The 20,845-nt window shown below is 58.3% G+C and carries 19 protein-coding genes, 1 other RNA gene and 2 pseudogenes; 13 read left to right on the forward strand and 9 right to left on the reverse strand.

From position 1 onward, the window contains the following. The first annotated feature begins 8 nt into the window (after nt 1-8). On the forward strand, nt 9-2,210 hold the full coding sequence (gene ppk1 / locus JQR90_RS01760; protein WP_010796691.1) for a polyphosphate kinase 1: 2,202 nt from the start codon (nt 9-11) through the stop codon (nt 2,208-2,210). Here ppk1 and ppx read toward each other — a convergent pair. Together ppx and JQR90_RS01770 are read right to left on the reverse strand one after the other, a co-directional pair. Further along, nucleotides 2,197-3,702 (reverse strand): exopolyphosphatase, encoded by a 1,506-nt coding sequence (gene ppx, locus JQR90_RS01765; protein ID WP_010796692.1) that lies wholly within the window; start codon nt 3,700-3,702, stop codon nt 2,197-2,199. The genes ppk1 and ppx overlap by 14 nt on opposite strands. 106 nt (nt 3,703-3,808) lie before the next feature. Further along, nucleotides 3,809-3,993 (reverse strand): annotated as a pseudogene (locus JQR90_RS01770) (amino acid ABC transporter ATP-binding protein); the annotation flags it as partial. 380 nt (nt 3,994-4,373) lie between these two features. On the opposite strand from JQR90_RS01770, the gene trxA reads away from it, so the two are divergent. From trxA to JQR90_RS01790, 4 genes are all read left to right on the forward strand, one after another. Next, complete coding sequence (trxA, locus tag JQR90_RS01775) at nt 4,374-4,700, forward strand: thioredoxin TrxA (protein WP_010796694.1); 327 nt, start codon at nt 4,374-4,376, stop codon at nt 4,698-4,700. Between the two features lie 239 nt (nt 4,701-4,939). After that, the gene (rho, locus tag JQR90_RS01780) at nt 4,940-6,199 is read left to right on the forward strand and encodes a transcription termination factor Rho (protein ID WP_010796695.1); all 1,260 of its coding nucleotides are present in this window, start codon (nt 4,940-4,942) and stop codon (nt 6,197-6,199) included. A gap of 118 nt (nt 6,200-6,317) precedes the next feature. Beyond that, nucleotides 6,318-7,784 (forward strand): 4-hydroxy-3-polyprenylbenzoate decarboxylase, encoded by a 1,467-nt coding sequence (ubiD, locus tag JQR90_RS01785; protein WP_010796696.1) that lies wholly within the window; start codon nt 6,318-6,320, stop codon nt 7,782-7,784. Between the two features lie 135 nt (nt 7,785-7,919). Further along, nucleotides 7,920-8,900 (forward strand): CDP-6-deoxy-delta-3,4-glucoseen reductase, encoded by a 981-nt coding sequence (locus JQR90_RS01790; protein ID WP_010796697.1) that lies wholly within the window; start codon nt 7,920-7,922, stop codon nt 8,898-8,900. Between the two features lie 40 nt (nt 8,901-8,940). On the opposite strand, the gene glpT is transcribed toward JQR90_RS01790, so the two are convergent. Continuing rightward, entirely contained in the window at nt 8,941-10,272 is a 1,332-nt protein-coding gene (gene glpT, locus JQR90_RS01795; RefSeq protein ID WP_010796698.1) for a glycerol-3-phosphate transporter, read from the reverse strand. A 285-nt stretch (nt 10,273-10,557) separates the two neighbouring features. On the opposite strand from glpT, the gene JQR90_RS01800 reads away from it, so the two are divergent. Then, entirely contained in the window at nt 10,558-11,583 is a 1,026-nt protein-coding gene (locus tag JQR90_RS01800) for a DUF5924 family protein (protein ID WP_073450033.1), read from the forward strand. Between the two features lie 3 nt (nt 11,584-11,586). Here JQR90_RS01800 and JQR90_RS01805 read toward each other — a convergent pair. Continuing rightward, nucleotides 11,587-12,251 (reverse strand): annotated as a pseudogene (locus JQR90_RS01805) (YoaK family protein). 261 nt (nt 12,252-12,512) lie between these two features. Here JQR90_RS01805 and JQR90_RS01810 point away from each other — a divergent pair. Then, nucleotides 12,513-12,923, forward strand: a complete 411-nt coding sequence (locus JQR90_RS01810) for a flagellar basal body-associated FliL family protein (RefSeq protein WP_010796702.1) — start codon at nt 12,513-12,515, stop codon at nt 12,921-12,923. A 1-nt stretch (nt 12,924) separates the two neighbouring features. On the opposite strand, the gene JQR90_RS01815 is transcribed toward JQR90_RS01810, so the two are convergent. Further along, the gene (locus JQR90_RS01815) at nt 12,925-13,374 is read right to left on the reverse strand and encodes an EVE domain-containing protein (RefSeq protein ID WP_434140338.1); all 450 of its coding nucleotides are present in this window, start codon (nt 13,372-13,374) and stop codon (nt 12,925-12,927) included. Nucleotides 13,375-13,547: 173 nt separating this feature from the next. Between JQR90_RS01815 and JQR90_RS01820 the strand changes: the two genes are divergently transcribed. Next, nucleotides 13,548-13,691: a hypothetical protein gene (locus tag JQR90_RS01820; RefSeq protein WP_010796704.1), complete on the forward strand. Its 144-nt coding sequence runs from the start codon at nt 13,548-13,550 to the stop codon at nt 13,689-13,691. Between the two features lie 50 nt (nt 13,692-13,741). On the opposite strand, the gene JQR90_RS01825 is transcribed toward JQR90_RS01820, so the two are convergent. The 4 genes from JQR90_RS01825 to JQR90_RS01840 form a co-directional block, all read right to left on the reverse strand. After that, nucleotides 13,742-14,356 (reverse strand): 5-formyltetrahydrofolate cyclo-ligase, encoded by a 615-nt coding sequence (locus tag JQR90_RS01825; RefSeq protein WP_434140340.1) that lies wholly within the window; start codon nt 14,354-14,356, stop codon nt 13,742-13,744. A 9-nt stretch (nt 14,357-14,365) separates the two neighbouring features. Then, nucleotides 14,366-14,543, reverse strand: a non-coding RNA gene (gene ssrS / locus JQR90_RS01830) — 6S RNA. A gap of 28 nt (nt 14,544-14,571) precedes the next feature. Further along, on the reverse strand, nt 14,572-14,883 hold the full coding sequence (locus JQR90_RS01835) for a cell division protein ZapA (RefSeq protein WP_010796706.1): 312 nt from the start codon (nt 14,881-14,883) through the stop codon (nt 14,572-14,574). Next, nucleotides 14,880-15,101 (reverse strand): TIGR02449 family protein, encoded by a 222-nt coding sequence (locus JQR90_RS01840; RefSeq protein WP_010796707.1) that lies wholly within the window; start codon nt 15,099-15,101, stop codon nt 14,880-14,882. The genes JQR90_RS01835 and JQR90_RS01840 overlap by 4 nt, the downstream gene beginning before the upstream one ends. A gap of 106 nt (nt 15,102-15,207) precedes the next feature. Between JQR90_RS01840 and JQR90_RS01845 the strand changes: the two genes are divergently transcribed. The 5 genes from JQR90_RS01845 to JQR90_RS01865 all read left to right on the forward strand — a co-directional run bounded on the left by JQR90_RS01845 (nt 15,208) and on the right by JQR90_RS01865 (nt 20,731). After that, on the forward strand, nt 15,208-15,762 hold the full coding sequence (locus JQR90_RS01845) for a UPF0149 family protein (RefSeq protein WP_073450029.1): 555 nt from the start codon (nt 15,208-15,210) through the stop codon (nt 15,760-15,762). Between the two features lie 46 nt (nt 15,763-15,808). Further along, nucleotides 15,809-17,158 carry a Xaa-Pro aminopeptidase gene (pepP, locus tag JQR90_RS01850; RefSeq protein WP_239382224.1) on the forward strand — a complete coding sequence of 450 codons (1,350 nt, stop codon included), beginning with the start codon at nt 15,809-15,811 and terminating at the stop codon, nt 17,156-17,158. 11 nt (nt 17,159-17,169) lie between these two features. Next, a complete protein-coding gene (ubiH, locus tag JQR90_RS01855; RefSeq protein ID WP_434140341.1) occupies nt 17,170-18,366 on the forward strand; it encodes a 2-octaprenyl-6-methoxyphenyl hydroxylase in 1,197 nt (398 codons plus the stop codon). An 87-nt stretch (nt 18,367-18,453) separates the two neighbouring features. Continuing rightward, nucleotides 18,454-19,638, forward strand: a complete 1,185-nt coding sequence (locus JQR90_RS01860) for a 2-octaprenyl-3-methyl-6-methoxy-1,4-benzoquinol hydroxylase (protein ID WP_434140768.1) — start codon at nt 18,454-18,456, stop codon at nt 19,636-19,638. 94 nt (nt 19,639-19,732) lie between these two features. Beyond that, nucleotides 19,733-20,731: an extracellular solute-binding protein gene (locus JQR90_RS01865; protein WP_150348187.1), complete on the forward strand. Its 999-nt coding sequence runs from the start codon at nt 19,733-19,735 to the stop codon at nt 20,729-20,731. Nucleotides 20,732-20,845: the final 114 nt, after the last annotated feature.

Here is a 20,845-nt window from a genome sequence, read left to right on the forward strand (position 1 = left end):
GAGCTGCCATGAACAGCCAAGGACTCATTGATACTACTGCGCGCACCGAGGAGGCCGCATTGACCGACGCTACGCCCACCGTTGAAACCACGCCTGCGGTCGCGGTGCCAGAAGCACCGGCCGTGCCGGCCTTAAGTGTTGACGACAGTAGCCTGTATATTCACCGGGAACTGTCTCAGCTGCAATTCAACATCCGGGTGCTCGAACAGGCCCTCGATGAGTCCTATCCGCTGCTTGAGCGGCTCAAGTTCCTGCTGATCTTTTCCAGCAACCTGGACGAGTTTTTCGAGATTCGTGTCGCGGGTCTGAAAAAGCAGGTCGCCTTTGCCCGCGAGCAGGCCGGTGCCGACGGCTTGCTGCCGCATCAGGCCCTGGCCCGCATCAGCGACATCGTGCATGAGCAGGTGGCGCGCCAGTACACCATTCTCAACGATGTGCTGTTGCCGGAGCTGTCCAAACATCAGATCCGCTTCATTCGCCGCCGCAACTGGGACCTGAAGATCAAGGGCTGGGTGCGTAAGTTCTTCCGCGACGAGATCGCCCCAATTATCACGCCCATCGGGCTGGATCCGACACACCCGTTCCCGCTCCTGGTTAACAAGAGTCTCAACTTCATCGTTGAGCTGGAAGGGATGGACGCCTTTGGCCGCGACTCGGGTCTGGCCATTATTCCGGCGCCGCGTTCGCTGCCGCGTATCATCAGCGTGCCCGAAGAAATTGGCGGCCCGGGCGACAACTACGTTTTCCTATCTTCGATGATCCATGCTCATGCCGACGACCTGTTCCCCGGCATGAAGGTGAAGGGCTGCTTCCAGTTCCGTCTGACCCGTAACGCCGACCTGTCGGTGGACGCCGAAGATGTAGACGACCTGGCCCGCGCACTGCGAGGCGAGCTGTTCTCCCGCCGCTACGGGGATGCGGTACGCCTGGAGGTGGTCGAAAGCTGCCCGAAGAACCTTACGGACTATCTGCTCAAGCAGTTCAATCTGGCTGAAAGCGAGCTGTACAAGGTCAACGGCCCGGTCAACCTGACGCGCTTGTTCAGTGTGACGGGACTCGACAGCCACCCTGAGCTGCAGAACGCCCCGCTGACGCCCAGCATTCCCAAGCTGCTTCAGAAGAAGGAAAACCTCTTCAACGTACTGGGCAAGATCGATGTGCTGCTGATGCACCCGTTCGAGTCCTTTACGCCTGTGGTTGACCTGCTGCGCCAGGCTGCCAAGGATCCCAGCGTTCTGGCCATCAAACAGACCCTGTACCGCAGCGGTGCCAACTCGGAAATCGTCGATGCGTTGGTAGAAGCGGCGCGTAGCGGCAAGGAAGTGACGGCTGTCATCGAATTGCGGGCGCGTTTCGACGAGGAATCCAACCTGCAACTGGCGAGCCGTCTCCAGCAGGCAGGGGCCGTGGTGATCTATGGGGTGGTCGGCTTCAAGACTCACGCCAAGATGATGCTCATTCTGCGCCGTGAAAATGGTGAGTTGCGGCGTTATGCGCACCTGGGCACTGGTAACTACCATGCCGGCAACGCGAAGCTGTACACCGACTACAGCCTGCTGACGGCCGACATAGCCCTGACCGAAGACGTTCACAAGCTGTTCAACCAGTTGATCGGTATGGGCAAGACCCTGCGCATGAAAAAGCTCCTGCATGCGCCGTTTACGCTCAAGAAGAACCTGCTGGAAATGATCAATCGTGAGGCCGCCGCAGCCGCCGAGGGTCGCCCTGCGCACATCATGGCCAAGGTCAACGGTCTGACCGATCCCAAGGTCATCCGAGCGCTATACAAGGCAAGTCAGGCGGGTGTGAAAATCGATCTGGTCGTTCGCGGAATGTGCTGTCTGCGTCCGGGCGTACCGGGCGTGTCGCATAACATCCAGGTGCGTTCGATCATCGGCCGCTTCCTGGAGCACAGCCGGATCTATTACTTCCTCAATGGGGGAGACGAGCGTATGTACCTGTCCAGTGCGGACTGGATGGAGCGAAACCTCGACATGCGTGTGGAGACCTGCTTCCCGGTGGAAGGCAAAAAGCTCATTTCACGGGTCAAGAAGGATCTGGAAGCCTACCTCACTGACAACACCCAGAGCTGGGTGCTGCAGGAGGACGGGAGTTACCAGCGCATTTCGCCAACGGGCAACCAGAACCCGCGGACTGTGCAGGCGACGCTCATGGAGCGCCTGAGCAGTCCGGGTATCAACACACGGTAAGGGTATAGCCGATCCGCGTGAGCCACTGCGCTTCCTGTTCGAAATCAGCCTGGGTCAGCGGATTCTGCTCCAGCCAGCCGACCGGGAAGCATACCGCGAGGCTGCGCGGGCCTGCCTTGAGCGTCACGATGGGGCGCTCCTGGTTGCTGCGGATATGATGGAACAGAATGGCAAAGCGCAGCAGGATGCACAGGCGGATCAGGCTTTCGCCTTCTTCGTCACCCAGCTCGGCGAAGCGATCTCGCGGGATATTGCGGCGATGGCCGCGCACCAGAAGGGCCAGCATCTGCTGGTCGCGTCGGGAAAACCCAGGTAGATCGGAATGCTCGATCAGATAGGCGCCGTGCTTGTGATAGTGGTAGTGGGCAATGTCCAGCCCGATCTCATGCACGCGCGCTGCCCAGGTCAGCAGTTCCCGATAGCAAGGATTGCTCAGGTTCCAGGCTTCGGTAACCTGCTCGAAGGCCTTCAGAGCACGGCGCTCGACCCGTTCGGCCTGACGCTTGTCCACGTGGTAGCGCTCTGCCAGGGCTGACAGCGTACGCTCCCGTACATCCTCGTGGTGCTGGCGACCGATCATGTCATAGAGCACACCTTCACGCAGTGCGCCTTCGGACAGGTTCATCTCCTGCAGCTCCAGCGCCTTGAAGATTGCTTCAAGAATAGCCAGGCCGCCCGGTAGAATAGTGCGGCGGTCAGGTTTCACCCCCTCGATATCGAGCTTGTCGATCTCGCCCTGCTTGAAGATCTTGCGCTTGAGCCACTCGATACCTTCGGCATTGACCTCACCCTTGCCGCGTCCGGCGGCCTGGATGGCCAGGGCCACGGCACGGATGGTGCCGGAGGCGCCTACGGCTTCCTGCCAGCCTTTTTCGCGCAGGCTCTGGTCGATGTTCATCAATTCCAGCCGGGCGGCCGTGTAGGCCTGGGCATAGCGGGACGGCGTAATCTTGCCGTCCGCGAAGAACCGCTTGGTATAACTGACGCAGCCCATCTGCAGGCTTTCGCGCTGATGGGTTTCAAAGCGCTGGCCGATAATGAACTCGGTGCTGCCACCACCGATATCAGTCACCAGGCGACGGCCTTCCATATCTGGCATGGTATGGGAAACGCCCAGGTAGATCAGGCGGGCTTCTTCACGGCCGGAGATGACTTCCACGGAATGCCCCAGTACCTGCTGGGCACGCATGATGAAGTCGCTGCGGTTCCTGGCCTCGCGAAGCGCGTTGGTGCCCACGATACGTACGGCGCCCAGCGGCAGGCCGGTGATCAACTGGGCAAAGCGGCGCAGGCATTCAAGCCCGCGTTCCATGGCTTCTTCGCTGAGCATCCGTGATTCGTCCAGCCCAGCGGCCAGCTGAATCTTTTCGCCCATACGTTCAAGGATACGAATTTCGCCATGGTCAGTCCGCGCCCGAACAATGTGAAAGCTATTGGAGCCAAGATCGATGGCAGCAATCAGGGGAAACGGTTCTGCGGATGAATGCGGCATGCTGACGGTCTCATACATAAACGTCGACAATCGTGCCACGATCGAAGAGGTCTGCCAAACCTCAACGTGCAGTCAGACTGTTTCAGTCGATGGGCTGTGGCCTGGATCAATGAACCGAACCGATGAACTGTGCCAGCTCCGGCGTTCCGGGTTAGCGAATATTTTCTTGGGATTGCCCAGTTCATGCACCTTGCCTCGATGCATGAACACCTGCACATCGCCCGCTTGGCGGGCAAAGCGCGTCTCATGAGGCATCATGATCAGTGTCATGCCATCCTGGACCCGCTGCTTCCTGCTAAAGATTCTTGCCTAGGCTGAAAATCACTTAATCAACCTTGCCTTGATTTTAAAAGGAATACGATTGGTGCTGGTTATTGGTACCAGCTCGAGTCTGGTATCCAGCTTCTCGGCACCCGCTGTGCCGTGTCGATATTGAGACCATGCGGATAAGGCATGCTGCTCCGTTCTAGTGCGCAGCTTCACTGAGAAGGGCAAAACAAGGCGTATTCGTACAGGCAGCCCGCTGATTTTCCAATAGTCTGCCAAATGGTGTAATTGAGAGGCTTTAGCTGTCCCAATAAAGAGACTTAATGGCTTGTGCCTTCCTGTTAAGCGCTGGCAGGGCTATAGTGGTCGTTCTTTTTTGTCGTTTCCGAATTCGGAGAAAGTCCATGAGCGAATACATCACCAACGTCAGCGATGCCAGCTTCGAGCAGGACGTGCTCAAGGCTGACGGTCCCGTGCTGGTCGACTACTGGGCCGAATGGTGTGGTCCCTGCAAAATGATTGCGCCGGTTCTGGATGAAATCGCCAAGGACTATCAGGGCAAGCTGAAGGTTTGCAAACTCAACATTGATGAAAACCAGGACACCCCGCCGAAGTATGGCGTACGCGGTATCCCGACGCTGATGCTGTTCAAGAACGGCTCCGTTGAAGCCACCAAGGTGGGTGCGTTGTCCAAATCCCAGCTGGCGGCATTCCTCGATAGCAATATCTGATTTTATTGCTCTCGATCAAAGGCCCTGCGTTTAGCGGGGCTTTTTGTTATTTAGCACTAGACGTCCTGTCTAGCAGGGTGCTACATTCGATCTCGCAACGACACAAACGCGTGTCGCCCTCTGCATGCCTTCGCCGATTCTCTTACTAGAATAACCAACGCGATTCTGTCGTTAGCCGCGGCGAGGCCTCTCAAGCCAAAAAGATTCTTACTCCCTCCTTTTCTCAGTTAGCAACGTCTATGAACCTTACCGAACTCAAGCAAAAGCCAATCACGGAACTGTTGGAAATGGCGGAAGCCATGGGCCTGGAAAACATGGCTCGCTCCCGCAAGCAGGACGTGATTTTCTCTCTGCTGAAAAAACACGCAAAAAGCGGTGAAGAGATTTCCGGTGATGGCGTGCTGGAGATTCTGCAGGATGGCTTCGGCTTCCTGCGTAGTGCGGACTCCTCCTACCTGGCCGGCCCCGACGATATCTACGTCTCTCCCAGTCAGATCCGCCGTTTCAATCTGCGCACCGGTGATACCATCATCGGCAAGATTCGCCCGCCGAAAGAAGGCGAGCGTTACTTCGCGCTGCTCAAGGTCGATACCATCAACTATGATCGACCCGAGAATGCGAAGAACAAGATCCTGTTCGAAAACCTGACGCCGCTGTTCCCCAACAAGCGCCTGACGATGGAAGCCGGTAATGGTTCCACCGAAGACCTCACCGGCCGAGTGATCGACCTGTGTGCGCCGATTGGCAAGGGCCAGCGTGGTCTGATCGTCGCTCCGCCGAAAGCGGGCAAGACGCTGATGCTGCAGAACATCGCCAGCAACATCACCCGTAACAACCCCGAGTGCCACCTGATCGTTCTGTTGATCGACGAGCGCCCGGAAGAAGTAACCGAAATGCAGCGTACCGTGCGCGGCGAAGTAGTGGCGTCCACCTTTGACGAGCCGCCAACCCGCCACGTACAGGTTGCTGAAATGGTAATCGAGAAGGCCAAGCGTCTGGTCGAGCACAAGAAAGACGTGGTAATCCTGTTGGACTCCATTACCCGTCTGGCACGTGCCTACAACACCGTGATCCCGAGCTCCGGCAAGGTACTGACCGGTGGTGTGGACGCCCATGCGCTCGAAAAGCCCAAGCGTTTCTTCGGTGCGGCACGTAACATCGAAGAAGGCGGTAGCCTGACCATTCTGGCAACAGCTCTGGTCGATACCGGCTCGAAGATGGACGAAGTCATCTACGAAGAATTCAAGGGCACCGGTAACATGGAGCTTCAGCTGGATCGCAAGATCTCCGAGAAGCGCGTATTCCCTGCCATCAACATCAACCGCTCCGGCACCCGCCGCGAAGAGTTGCTGACCGGTGAGGAAGAGCTGCAGCGCATCTGGATTCTGCGCAAGATCCTGCATCCGATGGAAGAGATCGGTGCCATCGAGTTCCTGCTCGATAAGTTGCGTCAGACCAAGACCAACGACGAGTTCTTCGACTCGATGAAGCGCAAGTAAGACTAAAAAGGCCGGGGTTTCCCGGCCTTTTTACATTCCGGGCAGGCTTTTCATTTTCGAAAAGGGGGCCAGGAGCGGTACACTTTCCGCTTCATTCTCTGCCGAGATACCTCCCGCTATGCAATACCGCGACCTTCGCGACTTCATCCGCGGCCTGGAACAGCGTGGCGAGCTGAAGCGCATCCAGACCCCCGTCTCGCCCAACCTCGAAATGACCGAAGTGTGTGACCGTACCCTGCGTCGCAAGGGGCCGGCTCTGCTGTTCGAAAATCCGACCGGATACGACATGCCTGTGCTAGGCAACCTGTTTGGCACACCTGAGCGGGTTGCGATGGGCATGGGTGCAGAAGATGTCGGTGAACTGCGCGAGATTGGCAAGCTGCTGGCATTTCTGAAGGAGCCGGAGCCGCCCAAGGGATTGAAGGATGCCTGGTCAAAGCTGCCGATCTACAAGAAGGTCATCAGCATGGCGCCCAAGGTGATGAAGGACGCCCCTTGCCATGAGGTGATCGAAGAGGGCGAGGCGGTTGATCTGTCCCGCTTGCCGATCCAGCACTGCTGGCCGGGCGATGTCGGTCCGTTGATCACCTGGGGCCTGACCGTTACCAAAGGACCGAACAAGGAACGGCAGAACCTGGGTATCTACCGTCAGCAGGTCATTGGTCGCAACAAGGTCATCATGCGTTGGCTTAGCCATCGTGGCGGCGCCCTGGATTTTCGTGAATGGTGCGCCAAGTATCCAGGCAAGCCCTATCCCGTGGCGGTAGCCCTGGGTGCAGATCCGGCAACGATTCTGGGCGCTGTTACGCCGGTTCCGGATACGCTGTCCGAATATGCATTTGCTGGCCTTCTGCGTGGCAGCCGTACCGAGTTGGTGAAATGCATCGGCAGCGATCTGCAGGTTCCAGCCAGCGCCGAGATCATTCTGGAAGGCTTCATCTATCCCGGCGAGATGGCTGATGAGGGGCCTTACGGTGACCATACCGGCTATTACAATGAAGTAGATCGTTTCCCAGTGTTTACCGTCGAGCGTATCACTCGCCGCCGTGACGCGATCTACCACAGTACCTATACCGGACGTCCGCCGGATGAGCCGGCCATTCTTGGTGTGGCATTGAACGAAGTGTTCGTGCCGATCCTGCAAAAGCAATTTCCCGAGATCGTCGATTTCTACCTGCCGCCGGAAGGGTGCTCCTACCGCATGGCTGTGGTCACCATGAAAAAGCAGTACCCAGGCCATGCCAAGCGGGTAATGCTGGGCGTCTGGAGCTTCCTGCGCCAGTTCATGTACACCAAGTTCGTGATCGTGACCGATGATGACATCAACGCTCGGGACTGGAATGATGTGATCTGGGCTATCACGACCCGCATGGACCCCAAGCGCGACACCGTGATGATCGACAATACGCCTATCGACTATCTGGATTTCGCTTCACCGATTTCGGGCCTGGGCTCGAAGATGGGGTTGGATGCCACCAACAAGTGGCCCGGAGAGACCAATCGGGAATGGGGGCGGGCTATCGTCAAAGACGAAGCCGTGGTCAAGCGGGTCGATGAGATCTGGTCCAGCCTGGGGATCGATTGATGGATACTGTTGGCCCGACGGGGATAAGTTGCGCACATTGTGCGTCGAACCCTATGCATACAGAGGAATTTGCAGGCATGGGATTCGTGCAGAGCTATCCCCAGACATCCACTTCCATTCACAAGGCGTCCTGAGATGAAGGTCACGTTACGTCCCTCTGGGGCGGTACTCGAGACGTTACCTGGCGAGCGTATCCTGGATGCGGCACGCAGGCTGGGGTATGAGTGTCCGCACAGCTGCCGCAACGGTAATTGCCATGTCTGTGCAGCCTTGTTGATCGAAGGGCGGGTCAGGCAGCAGAACGATGTCATCGACCACGGTGAGATTTTTGTCTGCCTGGCCGAGCCGCTCGAAACATGCGAGTTGCATTGGGATGGAGTATTGGCGCCGGGCGAGCTTCCAGTAGGCACCTTTGCCTGTCAGGTTCTGGCATGTGAGGATGTGGGCGGAGATGTACGCCGTGTTCGGCTGCTGGCTCCAGCAGGCAAGCCCCCGCGCTATCACGCTGGACAATACCTGATGCTTGAGCGGGACGATGGCAAGCAGTCGGCCTTTTCGCTGGCATCCGCACCACATCAGGGGCGTGAGCTGGAGTTGCATATTCTGACGCGTGAAGAGAGCAGTCAGGCGATTATCCAGCAGCTTGAGCGAGAACGCATGGTGCGCGTCCAGCTGCCTTTTGGCGATGCGCATCTGGCCGATCTGCCTCCAGGTCCGCTTGTTCTGATCGCGGCCGGAACGGGAATGGCACAAATGCACAGCCTTATCGAGGATTGCCGCGCGCGCGGCTTCGATCAACCCCTGCACCTGTATTGGGGCGTGCGTCATCCCGATGACTTCTATGCATTACCCCATTGGGAAGAGTGGGAGCAGGACCCCCGTCTTCACTTGAACAAGGTAGTGAGTGACCTGTGTGGGTGGGAGGGACGTTGTGGCCTTCTGCATGAAGCGGTGCGAGAGGACTTCACCGATCTGAAGTCACTCCACGTGTATGCCAGTGGGTCGCCTGCCATGGTTTATGCCACATTGGATGCGCTGGTCGAAGGTGGGATGGATCCTCACCAAATGCGGGCCGACGTGTTCGCCTATGCGCCAAGAGAGGCGCTGGGGTTGTAAGCCGGACCGATCCAGCCCGTAGCTGGATCGGTCCGCTACCTTAACTCAATACCGGGTTTTTATGGCGCAGCGTCAAGGCCAGGAACACAATGGCCAATACGCATGACGCGACCAGCAGCATGAAGCCGCCGTCCCAGCCGTACAGGTCCACTGTGTAGCCAACCAGTGCGTTGGCGGCTACCGAGCCCCCCAGGTAGCCGAACAGGCCGGTAAAGCCGGCAGCTGTCCCGGCGGCTTTCTTGGGCACCAGCTCCAGGGCCTGCAAACCGATCAGCATCACCGGGCCGTAGATCAGAAAGCCAATGGCGATCAGTGCGAACATATCGACCATGGGATTTCCTGGCGGGTTGAGCCAGTAAACCACGGTGCCGACTGCCACCAGAGCCATAAACACTACACCGGTGGCGCCACGATTGCCCTTGAACAGTTTGTCCGATAGCCAGCCGCACAGCAGCGTGCCGGGAATACCGGCCCACTCATACAGAAAGTACGCCCAGGATGACTTGTCCACCGTGAAATGCTTGGCTTCCTTCAGGTAGGTAGGCGCCCAATCCAGCACGCCGTAACGCAGCAGATAGACGAATACGTTGGCCAGTGCGATGTACCAGAGCATGCGGTTTTTCAGCACGTATTTGACAAAGATTTCCTTTGTACTGAATTCGCGTTCATGGCTCTCGTTGTAGCCTTCCGGGTAGTCTTGCTTGTATTCCTCGATAGGTGGCAACCCACAGGACTGCGGCGTATCGCGCATGGTCAGGAACGCGAAAACTGCAACACCCAGCGCTACGGCCGCTGGAACATAGAAGGCTGAGTGCCAATCGTTGAACCAGCCGAGCCCCAGCAGAAACAGCGGGCCAATCAGGCCACCGCCTACGTTATGGGCAACGTTCCAGACCGAGACCACGCCGCCGCGTTCCTTCTGGGACCACCAATGCACCATGGTTCGCCCGCTGGGTGGCCAGCCCATCCCTTGCGCCCAACCATTGATGAACAGCAGGATGAACATGATGGTCACGCTTGAGGTTGCCCAATGTGCGAAACCGAAAATGAACATCACACCCGCCGAGACCAGCAGGCCGAAGGGCAGAAAGTAGCGGGGATTCGAGCGGTCGGACACCATGCCCATGAGGAATTTGGAAAGACCATAGGCGATGGCAACGGCCGATAACGCAATACCCAGCTCTCCTCGGCTGTAGCCTTCCTCTACTAGGTAGGGCATCGCCAGAGAAAAGTTTTTGCGCAGAAGGTAATACCCGGCATAACCGATGAAGATACCGGCAAAGATCTGCCAGCGCAGGCGTTTGTAAGCAGGATCGATGCGATCGGAAGGCAGGCGCGCCGTATGCGGGGCCGGACGAAAAATACCAAGCATTTGAGCTCCGAAGATCGTTGTTTTTATGAGAAGAGACGTGCAGGGCAAATATTACAGTTTCATTTCAGAAAAATGACCGATACCGCTGTGCGATAAACGAAAATAAACGCTCGCAAAAATGTTGCTTTCCGAACGTATAGGTCCTAATGGCCGTTCAGTCACAGGTTGTGACGTGTGAACTGAACGCGGTTGGCGTTCTATAAGGGGATGCGTATGCTGCCCCGCCGGACCGCACTTGACCGCACGTGATGGGTCTCAACCATAACCGCCTGTGTTCTGATCGTTATGCCCACCTGGAAGCGCTACGTATCACGTCTGGTTGATCTCGCTACCGTCCTGATCAACCGTTATCCACGCCTGATTGCCCTGGCAGGCTTTGTTTCGGGTGTGTGCAGCTTTTTGCTGGTTGATCGCCAGCATGGCTTTGCGAAGGTAATGGCCATCGTAATGTTGGCCAGCTGGTTATGGCTGATGGTAGAGAACGTGCTGCGTCAGTGGGTGACTAGGCGGTTTGGCTGGAACCTGCCCCCTGGGCTGTTTCGCTACGCAACCCAGATGATTCATCAGGAAAGCCTGTTCTTTGTCCTGCCGTTCCTGTTTGTCACAACCACCTGGAACAGCGGACAGGCCATCTTTACCGGCCTGCTGGCCGCCATGGCTGTCGTATCGATTGTCGACCCGCTGTACTACAAAGCGCTGTCGAGCCGGCGCTGGATCTTTCTGGGCTATCACACGCTGACGTTGTTTGCCGTTCTGCTTACGTCCCTGCCCATCATCCTGCAACTGACCACCACGCAGAGCTACCGGCTGGCATTAGGCGTGGCGGTATTGTTGTCGTTTCCAAGCATTCTTGTGGCGCTCTCGATCCGACGCCTGTGGCAATGGCCTGTCGTGCTTGGTCTGAGCCTGATGGTGGGAGGCCTAGGATGGGTACTGCGTACCTGGGTGCCGCCCGCCACGCTGTGGCTGACCGATGTGGCGGTTACCAGCAGCTTTGACAACCTCAAGCGCGAACCGGGTAAGAGTCTGAAAAAAATCAGTGCTGTCCAGCTGCGTTCACAAGGTCTCTATGCCTATACGGCCATCAACGCGCCCCGTGGGCTGAGTGAGCGGATTTACCATGTCTGGCTGCATAATGGGGATGAGGTCGACCGTATCCCACTCGAGATCAGCGGAGGCCGCGAGGCTGGCTACCGGGCCTGGACACACAAGCAGAACTTCCCGAGTGATGTGGCCGGCCGATGGCAGGTACAGATCATAACCGAGGACGGGCAGATGATCGGCACCTTGCGCTTCGAGGTAACGCCCTAACGGCTATTTGGGCATGTAATGCAACTGCCAACGCCTAGGAATCCACAGGGATGCCAGGCCGATCAGGGCCGCCCAAGCGCTGCTGACAAAGAGAGCCTTGAGGCCAAGGTGGTGTTGGAGCCATGCGCCCATTATGGCGCCGGCTAGCATGCCGCCCCACGGAATCGCTTGCATCAGCCAGCCTGAATAGCGCTCACCCAGCAGCCAGCGTCCCAGGCCTCGTCCCAGTCGTGAAAGTGCACCCGTGACATAGGTCAGCCAATGGACTGCCCGTTCACCTGTTCCACGGCGGCGTTGATCATGCCCATGGCGAGCACGGCGGCTACAAGAGGTAGCAAGACTGCACCTGGAAGACCGCCGGTGGACCAGCCCGCCGCCGCGGCCAACAAGGCCGATGTCAGCAGCAGGAGAGGCAACGCCCGACGGCCGCTCACGCGCACCATGACAATTCCGAGTGCATTGCCGAGGACAAACAGGGCGACAATCAGGAGCAGCCGCAAGAGGGTGGTGCTGTCGCCCAAGGCAACGGCTACGGCCAGTCGCGTCGTATTGCCGCTCATGAAGGATACGTAGTCACCAGCCGACAAGAAGCCAATGGCATCTGTCATGCCAGCCAGGATCGACAAGGCGGCAACCAGTACCAGCCCTACACGGCAATGCCGATGCATGCTCAGGTAGAGAGGTTGGGTGTGAGCGTCTGCTGATGAAAGGTCAAGCGTGAGGCAGGTGCTATCCTGTTGTTTCAAAGCGCCATCCTGGGCGGAACCTGTCCGCGACGACTAAAGAGGCTGTTTTTATAGTCTGTCATATTCGGGTGGTTGCCCATCTGAATCCTATGGCTTCAGAAATGCACCGTTTAGTCGATAAGCTGTGACAGGCATAGCTATCGGTTGGCTATGCACCACTCTTTTTGTTCGAGGAATTGCCCCGTGAAAGCCCTGCTTGCGTTCGTACTTGCTTTCTCACTCGCTCTGCCAGCCTGGGCGGAGGAAAAAAAGGAGGCCGAAGAGGGCGCCCCACAACCTAACTACATCAACCTGACGCCCGCGCTGGTCGGTAATTACGGCTCTGGTCCAAAGCTCAAGTACTACAAAGCCGATATTGCCCTGATGACGATGAGCAAGGAAGACTCGGCGCGCGTGTCCTTTCATGAGCCCTTGATCCGCAATCAGCTCATCATGCTGTTCGAGCAGCAGACCGATGAGACCCTGACCGGTGCCGATGCCCGTGAAGCGCTGCGTCAGGCGGCGCTCAAGCAGGTCCAGGACATCATCAATGGCGAAGAAGGCAAACCAATGGTCGAGGACCTGTTGTTCAACAACCTGATCGTTCAGCCCTAAGTCATCGGCAGGCCAGGATGGCCTGCCATTCTTCGTCAGTTACTGGCATGACTGACAGGCGGCTGCCCTTTTGCAGCAATGCAAAACTGCTCAGGGCAGCCACCTCGCGCAGACGCGCCAGTGAAATGACCTGATCGAATACCTCGACAATACTGACGTCGCGGGCAATCCAGGGGTTTTTCTCCGGGGTGGCTTTCGACGAATGGTATGGGCTTTTCGGATCCAGCGCGGTCGGATCAGGAAAGGAATCATTTTCTATGCGGCCAATACCGGCTACGCCTGGTTCGGGGCAGCTGGAGTGGTAGAACAGAAAGAGATCCCCGGCAGCCATGGCCCGCATGAAGTTGCGTGCCTGATAGTTACGAACGCCATCCCAGCGCCCACTGCCGAGACGTTGCAAATCATGGATGGAAAACTCATCGGGTTCCGATTTCATCAGCCAATAAGGCACGAAGATTGCTCCTGGCAAAACGGTTCTGGACTTTCTGACGGTTGGTTGACGCAATGTTTGCGTCAGAAAACTGGTTAGCGCAGAATGCCGCGGTTTTTGAGTAGCCGTACGGCCTGGCATATAAACAGGTCGGCGGTGTCGTTAATTATGCCAATGAAGGGGTAGGCACATAGATGAAACGCAAGCCGGACTTGCTTTGGGTACTGGTCGCGCTGTTTAGCTTGGGCGTTGTGACGACAGGCTATACCCAAAGTCTCTGGGAAAAGCAGCAGGACAATTCACCGTCCGCTCATGTAATTCAGCAAGTGTCCCGCTGAATCTTCGCAACACGCTGTGGAATACCCTGCGTTGTAGTCTGGCGCAGGGTTCAGGCCTTCTCTTCCTTCCCGTACCATCCCTTATCCGTCACGGTTGCCTTCATCGGCACATCCCAACTGGCCAAGGCCAGCTGATCCACCTTCTGACATTCGTGGGCCAATCCTAACAATTTAGGTGAGCGCCAGGCGATGCGACGTTTGAGATAAGCCAGGCTCCGATCATAAAAGCCGCCACCCATACCCAGGCGACCGCCCTGTGCGTCAAATCCTACCAATGGCATCAGAATCAGATCGAGTGTCCAGGGTTTGCGCTGCTGTACCCGATTCGGTCTGGGTTCGACGATCCTGAAGCGATTGCGCACCCAGCGCTCGTGGGGGCGGACACGCTGAAAATTCATACGTGTGGCTGGCCAACGGCTCAATACAGGCAGGAAGGTGGCCTTGCCGCGGCGCTGGGCTGTTCGAAGCAGCGGACGCGGGTCGATTTCACCGTCATTGGGAAGATAAAAGGCAATCTGCCGGGCACGGCGAAACAAGGGATGATGGCTGAGCTGACGATGCAGCTGTCGAGCAGCCTGCTTTTGCTCGGTAGGGCTCAATGCCCGACGTTTCTGACGCAGGATTCGGCGCAGGGCCGGACGAGAATGATCAGAAGCTTTGATCATGAGTGAAGGTAGCTCCCCGGAATGCCGCTGCCGGTGTAGCCCTTGAACCCGAGAGTTCAAGGTGGGAGAAGTCGTGGGCCATTAGGCTTTCCGGCGTGCGGACATGCACACAAACCCAGCGAGCGACCCCCGTGGTGTTGCTTATCGGCTCAGGGACATGACCGACTGGCAAACACACCAGAGAGTGTGTCCAGTATACCCCTTCGCCACGAGAATCAAACCCCCCGTTCGTCCTGCTCTGTCGTCAGAGCCCGGTCGACACGGTCCAGCAGGTCGCGAACGCGCTCGCGCGTGCTGCTGACTTCGAAGTTCACGCCATCCTGGCGGTGCAGCAGGTCGTGAGTGATGTTAAGGGCTGCCATGACCGCAATGCGGTCGGCGCCAATCACTTTGCCGCTGGCACGGATTTCTCGCATCTTGCCGTCGAGGTAGCGCGCAGTGGTTTCAAGATTGGCGCGCTCGTCCGGTGGACAGCTGATGCAGTAGTCCTTGTCGAGGATGTGGACGGTGACGGTGTCGGTGCTCATGAGTCCTGCTCCAGGGCTTTCAGGCGTAAAATCATCGCTTCGACCTTATGTCGAGCCAAATCGTTCTTTTCGATTAGCTTGGCGCGTTCTTCTCGCCAGCCACGCTCATGGGCGCGCAGCTGGCGATTCTCTTTCCTAAGCTGTTCGATGTGTTCGAGCAGTTGCTCAATTTTATCGGTCAGTACTTGGAGATCGTTTTCGATCGAGGACTCGCGCATGGATGGCTGCTGCTCCGAGCTATACAAGGTTGGCCGGTAACAAGGTCAACGCGTAGGATACAAGGTTCATTCTAGCCATCACGTCGACTAACGACCATAGCCATCCATGACGAGTACATCATCTGCATACGCCGCGTTCACACAATTATTGAGCGAAGCGGCTCTTCCTGTCTCCCCGGCCGAGCTTCATGGCCATCTGATGGGCCGTATCTGCGCCGGCGCCGGGTTTGACGAATCCGACTGGCTCGTTGCCGCTACCGACCTCCTGGGCGGGGCGCCAAGCGACCGCCTGAAGTCAGCATTGATAGGGCTTCTGGGCATGGTACAGCAGGAATTTGCCACCAACGAAGTGGCCATCGTGCTGCTCCTGCCAACCGACGAAGCGCCGCTCAAGGAGCGCCTGGCCGCTATGGCGCAATGGTGCCAGGGCTTCCTGTCCGGCTTTGGGCTGGCCAGTCGTACGGCGGAGCTGTCCAACGAAGCCAAAGAAGTTTTGCAGGATCTTGCCGCCATCGCGCAGGTGCAGGACACGCTCGAGGAGTCCGAGGAGGGCGAAAACGATTACATGGAGGTCACCGAGTATCTTCGTGTGGCGCCTGTCATTCTTTATAGCGAGTACGGCAAGAATCCTTCGCCTGCACCCAAGCCTTCAATCCATTGAGGATTGACCCGGCGGGCGAGGGCGCGCTTTCCGTTAAGGAGTTCGCATGATCCGCATTCCGAAGGCCGAATTCGCCCGTCGGCGTCGAGCGCTCATGGCCGAGATGGCGGCGGGCAGTATTGCGATATTGCCCGCTGCGCCTGTGCGTGTGCGTAACCGCGATATTGAATATGCCTACCGTCAGGACAGCGACTTTCAATACCTGACCGGCTTTCCCGAGCCGGATGCCGTCATGGCGTTGATTCCGGGGCGGGAACACGGTGAGTACGTGCTGTTCTGCCGGGAGAAGGATCCTGTCCAGGAGATGTGGACGGGCCCGCGCGCCGGTCAGGAAGGCGCGATTCGTCAATACGGGGCTGACGATGCCTTTCCCATCAGCGACATCCACGACATCCTGCCGGGGCTGATCGAAGGGCGGGAGCGGGTCTATTACGCCATGGGCTCAAACCCCGATTTCGATCGTCAGTTACTGGACTGGATCAACCTGATCCGCGCCAAGGCCAACCAGGGGGCACAGCCACCCAAGGAGCTGATTGCACTTGATCCTCTCCTGCATGAAGCCCGTCTCTTCAAGACCGCGGCTGAGATCAAGGTTATGCGTGAGGCGGCAAGTGTGTCGGGTGATGCTCATATTCGGGCCATGCAGGCCTGTCGGCCGGGGCTCAGGGAGTATCATCTAGAGGCGGAGCTTGATTATGCGTTTCGCAAGGGCGGGGCGCGGATGCCAGCCTACGGTTCCATCGTCGCTTCCGGCCGCAACGCCTGTATCATGCACTACCAGCAGAACGATGCGCTGCTCAAGGACGGCGATCTGGTGTTGATCGACGCCGGCTGCGAGATTGACTGCTACGCCAGTGACATTACCCGTACCTTTCCGGTCAATGGTCGGTTTTCGCCTGAACAGAAGGCTATCTACGAGATCGTGCTGGCAGCCAACGAGGCGGCTTTTGCCTGCATTGCGCCCGGGCGCCATTGGGACGAGGCCCATGAGGTCACGGTCCGTATCATTACGGAAGGGCTGGTCGATCTTGGCCTGTTACGGGGTGAGATCAATACCCTGATCGAAGAGGGCGCGTATCGTGATTTTTACATGCATCGGGCCGGACACTGGCTGGGGCTGGATGTACACGACGTTGGCGACTACCGCATCGGTGATCAGTGGCGGATGCTGGAGCCGGGCATGACCATGACGGTTGAGCCGGGCATTTACGTGGCGTCAGACAATCTACGCGTAGCGAAGAAATGGCGGGGCATTGGCGTCCGTATCGAGGATGATGTCGTGGTCAACCGCCACGGCTGCGAAATTTTGAGCCGCCATGTACCCAAGGCGGTCGATGAGATTGAACGATTGATGGCTGATACCCGTGGCGCTTCGGCGTCCGACGCGGCCGTGTAAGGAGAGAAGACATGCAGCGCTGCACGGTGGCAATCATTGGTGGCGGATTGGTAGGCGCCAGCCTGGCCCTGTCGCTTCAGGAGCTGGCAAGGGCGCGTGGCTGGAAGATCGTGATGGTCGAGCCCTTCGCGCCGGGTGATGCCTTTCAGCCCAGCTATGATGCCCGCTCCTCGGCGCTGTCCTATGGCTCGCGTCTGATTTACGAACGGCTGGGCGTATGGAAGGCCCTGGCCGAGCGCGCCGAGGCGATCAAACACATCCATGTCTCGGATCGTGGACGCTTTGGTGCAGCTCGCCTGGATGCTGCCGAGCAGCGCGTCGATGCGCTGGGCTACGTCATCGAGAATGCCTGGCTGGGGCATTGCCTGTGGCGCGCCTTGGACCGTGACATCATCGAATGGCGTTGTCCTGCCGAGGTTCGTCGTCTGGTTGCAGGGCCGGATGGCTATACATTGACCCTGGATGATGACAGTGAGCTGACCTGCGATCTGGCGGTTCTGGCCGATGGCGGCCGCTCGGCGCTGCGCGAGCAGCTGAGCATTCATGTGGAACAGACGACCTATGACCAGACGGCCCTGATTGCCAACATCACTCCGGGTGATCCGCATCAGGGCTGGGCCTTCGAGCGCTTTACCGATACCGGGCCGCTGGCCCTGCTGCCGCTGCCTGAAAACCGCTGCGCCCTGATCTGGACCCGCCCGCAGGCTGATGCAGAACGGCTGGCCGCGATTGATGAACGATCGTTTCTGGCTGAGCTGCAACAGGCTTTCGGCTATCGACTGGGCACATTCCGGCAGGTAGGCGTACGCCACAGCTATCCGCTGACCCTGATCAAGTCGCAGGAGCAGGTAAGGCCGCACCTTGTGGTGCTGGGCAATGCCGCCCATAGTCTGCATCCGATTGCCGGACAGGGTTTCAACCTGTCGCTACGGGATGTGTCCGCGTTGGCTGAAGCACTGGAAAACAGCGAAGCCAAGCCCGGTGACTTTGCAACCTTGCAACAGTACCTGGAGGGCCAGCGTCTTGATCAGCAGCTGACCATCGGTTTCTCCGACCAGGTGACGCGGCTGTTTTCCAATGGCAATCCGTGGCTGGCGGCGGGGCGTAATGCCGGGCTGATCGGCCTGGAACTATGGCCCTCTGCAAAGGGGACGTTTGCCCGTCAGGCAATGGGACTTGGGACACGCCCGGCCCATGCCCTGTTTTGATCATTCCTGTCCTGTTAGATCTATAACCGCTGCAAAGGAGCTTTGACCGTGGAAACCCAAGTAGACATCGCGATTGTCGGTGCCGGCATGGTGGGTAGCGCCCTGGCGCTGGCATTGGAGGGCAGCGGCCTGAAGGTGCTCCTCCTGGACCGCGGTCCGATGACGGTAAAGCCCTTCGACTCCACCCAGCCCTTTGAGGCGCGTGTCAGTGCCTTGTCCGAAGCCAGCCGGCGTATCCTGCAGAACCTCGGGGCCTGGGAGGGTATTGCCTCTCGCCGTACCAGTCCCTATCGACGCATGCATGTCTGGGACGGCTCAGGCACCGGTGCCATTGATTTTACCGCCAGTAGCGTTCATGCCGATGTGCTGGGACACATCATTGAAAACCGTGTCATTCAGGATGCGCTGATGGAGCGCTTGCAGGCCTCCAGTGTCCAGCTGATGCCTGAAGCCCGCATGGAGCTGTTGCGTCATTCTGGTGACGATTGGCTGATTCAGCTGGCTGGCGGGCAGGCCGTCCGTACCTCGCTGGTCATTGCGGCGGATGGTGCCCACTCGGCGGTACGGCGTCTGGCCGGTGTCGAGACGCGGGAGTGGGATTATCTGCATAACGCCATCGTGACCAGTGTCCGCTGCGCGCATCCCCACCAGAAAACCGCCTGGCAACGCTTTACGGACGATGGCCCGCTGGCGTTCCTGCCTCTGGATCGCGAGGGGGACTTACATTGGTGCTCAATCGTCTGGTCCTGCACGCCCAAGGAAAGCGAGCGGTTGATGGCGATGGACGACAATGCATTCTGCGCCGCATTGGGTCGTGCATTTGAAAACCGACTGGGCGCGATCGAGCAGTCCGATCCGCGCGTCTGTATTCCGCTGCGCCAGCGCCATGCCAAGCGTTATGTCGAGCCGGGGCTGGCTCTGATTGGCGATGCCGCCCACGTCATTCATCCGTTGGCCGGGCAGGGGGTGAACCTGGGCTTTCTGGACGCCGCTGTCCTGGCTGAGGTCCTGCTGCATGCGCACAAGCGGGGCGAACATTTGGCCGATGTGCGTGTGCTGAGCCGCTATGAGCGCCGTCGCATGCCGCATAACCTTGCCATGATGGGCGCGATGGAAGGCTTTCAGCGCCTGTTCCAGAACGACAATTTGGCCGTGCGCTGGCTGCGTAACACCGGCCTCAAGCTGGTCAACGATCACTTTGAGGCGAAGGCTGTCTTTGTCCGTCAGGCATTGGGCCAGAACGGCGATCTGCCGACACTGGCCCGTGTCTGATGAGGGTAATGACACAACTCGACACATTTGTTGAGACGGCTCGATAAGCGAGAGTCTTTATCATTTGCACCTGTCTTTCACGGAGGTGCTTTACATGCCGTTTCGCAAAGTGGTTGCTGCGTGCGCAGTGTGGCTAACGGCTGGGGTCACCCAGGCGGCTGATGAGGTGGTGGTCTACTCATCGCGAATCGATGAGCTGATCAAGCCTGTGTTTGATGCCTATACCCAGCAGACCGGCGTAAGCGTCAAGTTCATCACCGACAAGGAAGCGCCCCTGATGGCCAGGATCAAGGCAGAGGGCGCCAACACGCCAGCTGATCTGCTGATCACCGTCGATGCTGGCAACCTCTGGCAGGCCGAGCAGATGGGTATTCTGCAACCGATGCAGTCGGCCATCATTGACCAGAACATTCCATCACAGTACCGCTCCTCGACGGGGCGCTGGACAGGGCTCACGCTCCGGGCGCGCACCATTGCATATGCACCGGACCGCGTTTCCGAGGACGAGCTGAGTACCTATGAAGCCTTGGCTGGCCCGGAATGGGAGGGCCGCCTGTGTCTGCGTACCGCCAAGAAGGTATACAACCAATCGCTGACGGCTACCCTGATCGAAGCCCATGGTGCCGCCAAGACTGAAGAAATCCTGGCGGGCTGGGTACGCAACCTGTCTACCAGCGTTTTCCCGGACGATAACGCCGTGTTGCAGGCTATCGATGCAGGGCAGTGCGATGTGGGTATCGTGAACACCTATTACTACGGCCGGATGCACAAGCAGAACCCTGATTTGGGCGTGAAGTTGTTCTGGCCCAACCAAGACGACCGTGGCGTGCACGTGAATCTGTCGGGTGTTGGCCTGACGCAGCATGCGCCTCATCCAGAAGCCGCCAAGGCATTGGTCGAATGGATGACCGGCCCAGACGCACAGGCACTGTTTGCCGGTATCAACCAGGAGTACCCGGCCAACCCGAGCGTACCGGCTTCGGCAGAGGTTGCCAGCTGGGGCCAGTTCAAGGCCGATACGATTCCTGTCGAGGTCGCAGGGCGGCGTCAGGCAGAAGCCATCAAAATGATGGACCGCGTCGGCTGGAATTGATATCCAGAGCACCGCTATCACGCGGTGCGCCCAGCCCTGACAGTTACGAATCTACTGCCATACCGTCCTGAGGCGATGCCTAGACCGCACGCCCTTGGACTGCTTTCAGGTATA

Origin of the sequence: Pseudomonas sp. JZ114 (genome assembly GCF_051027705.1) — a bacterium.
Classification (GTDB): domain Bacteria; phylum Pseudomonadota; class Gammaproteobacteria; order Pseudomonadales; family Pseudomonadaceae; genus Chryseomonas; species Chryseomonas luteola.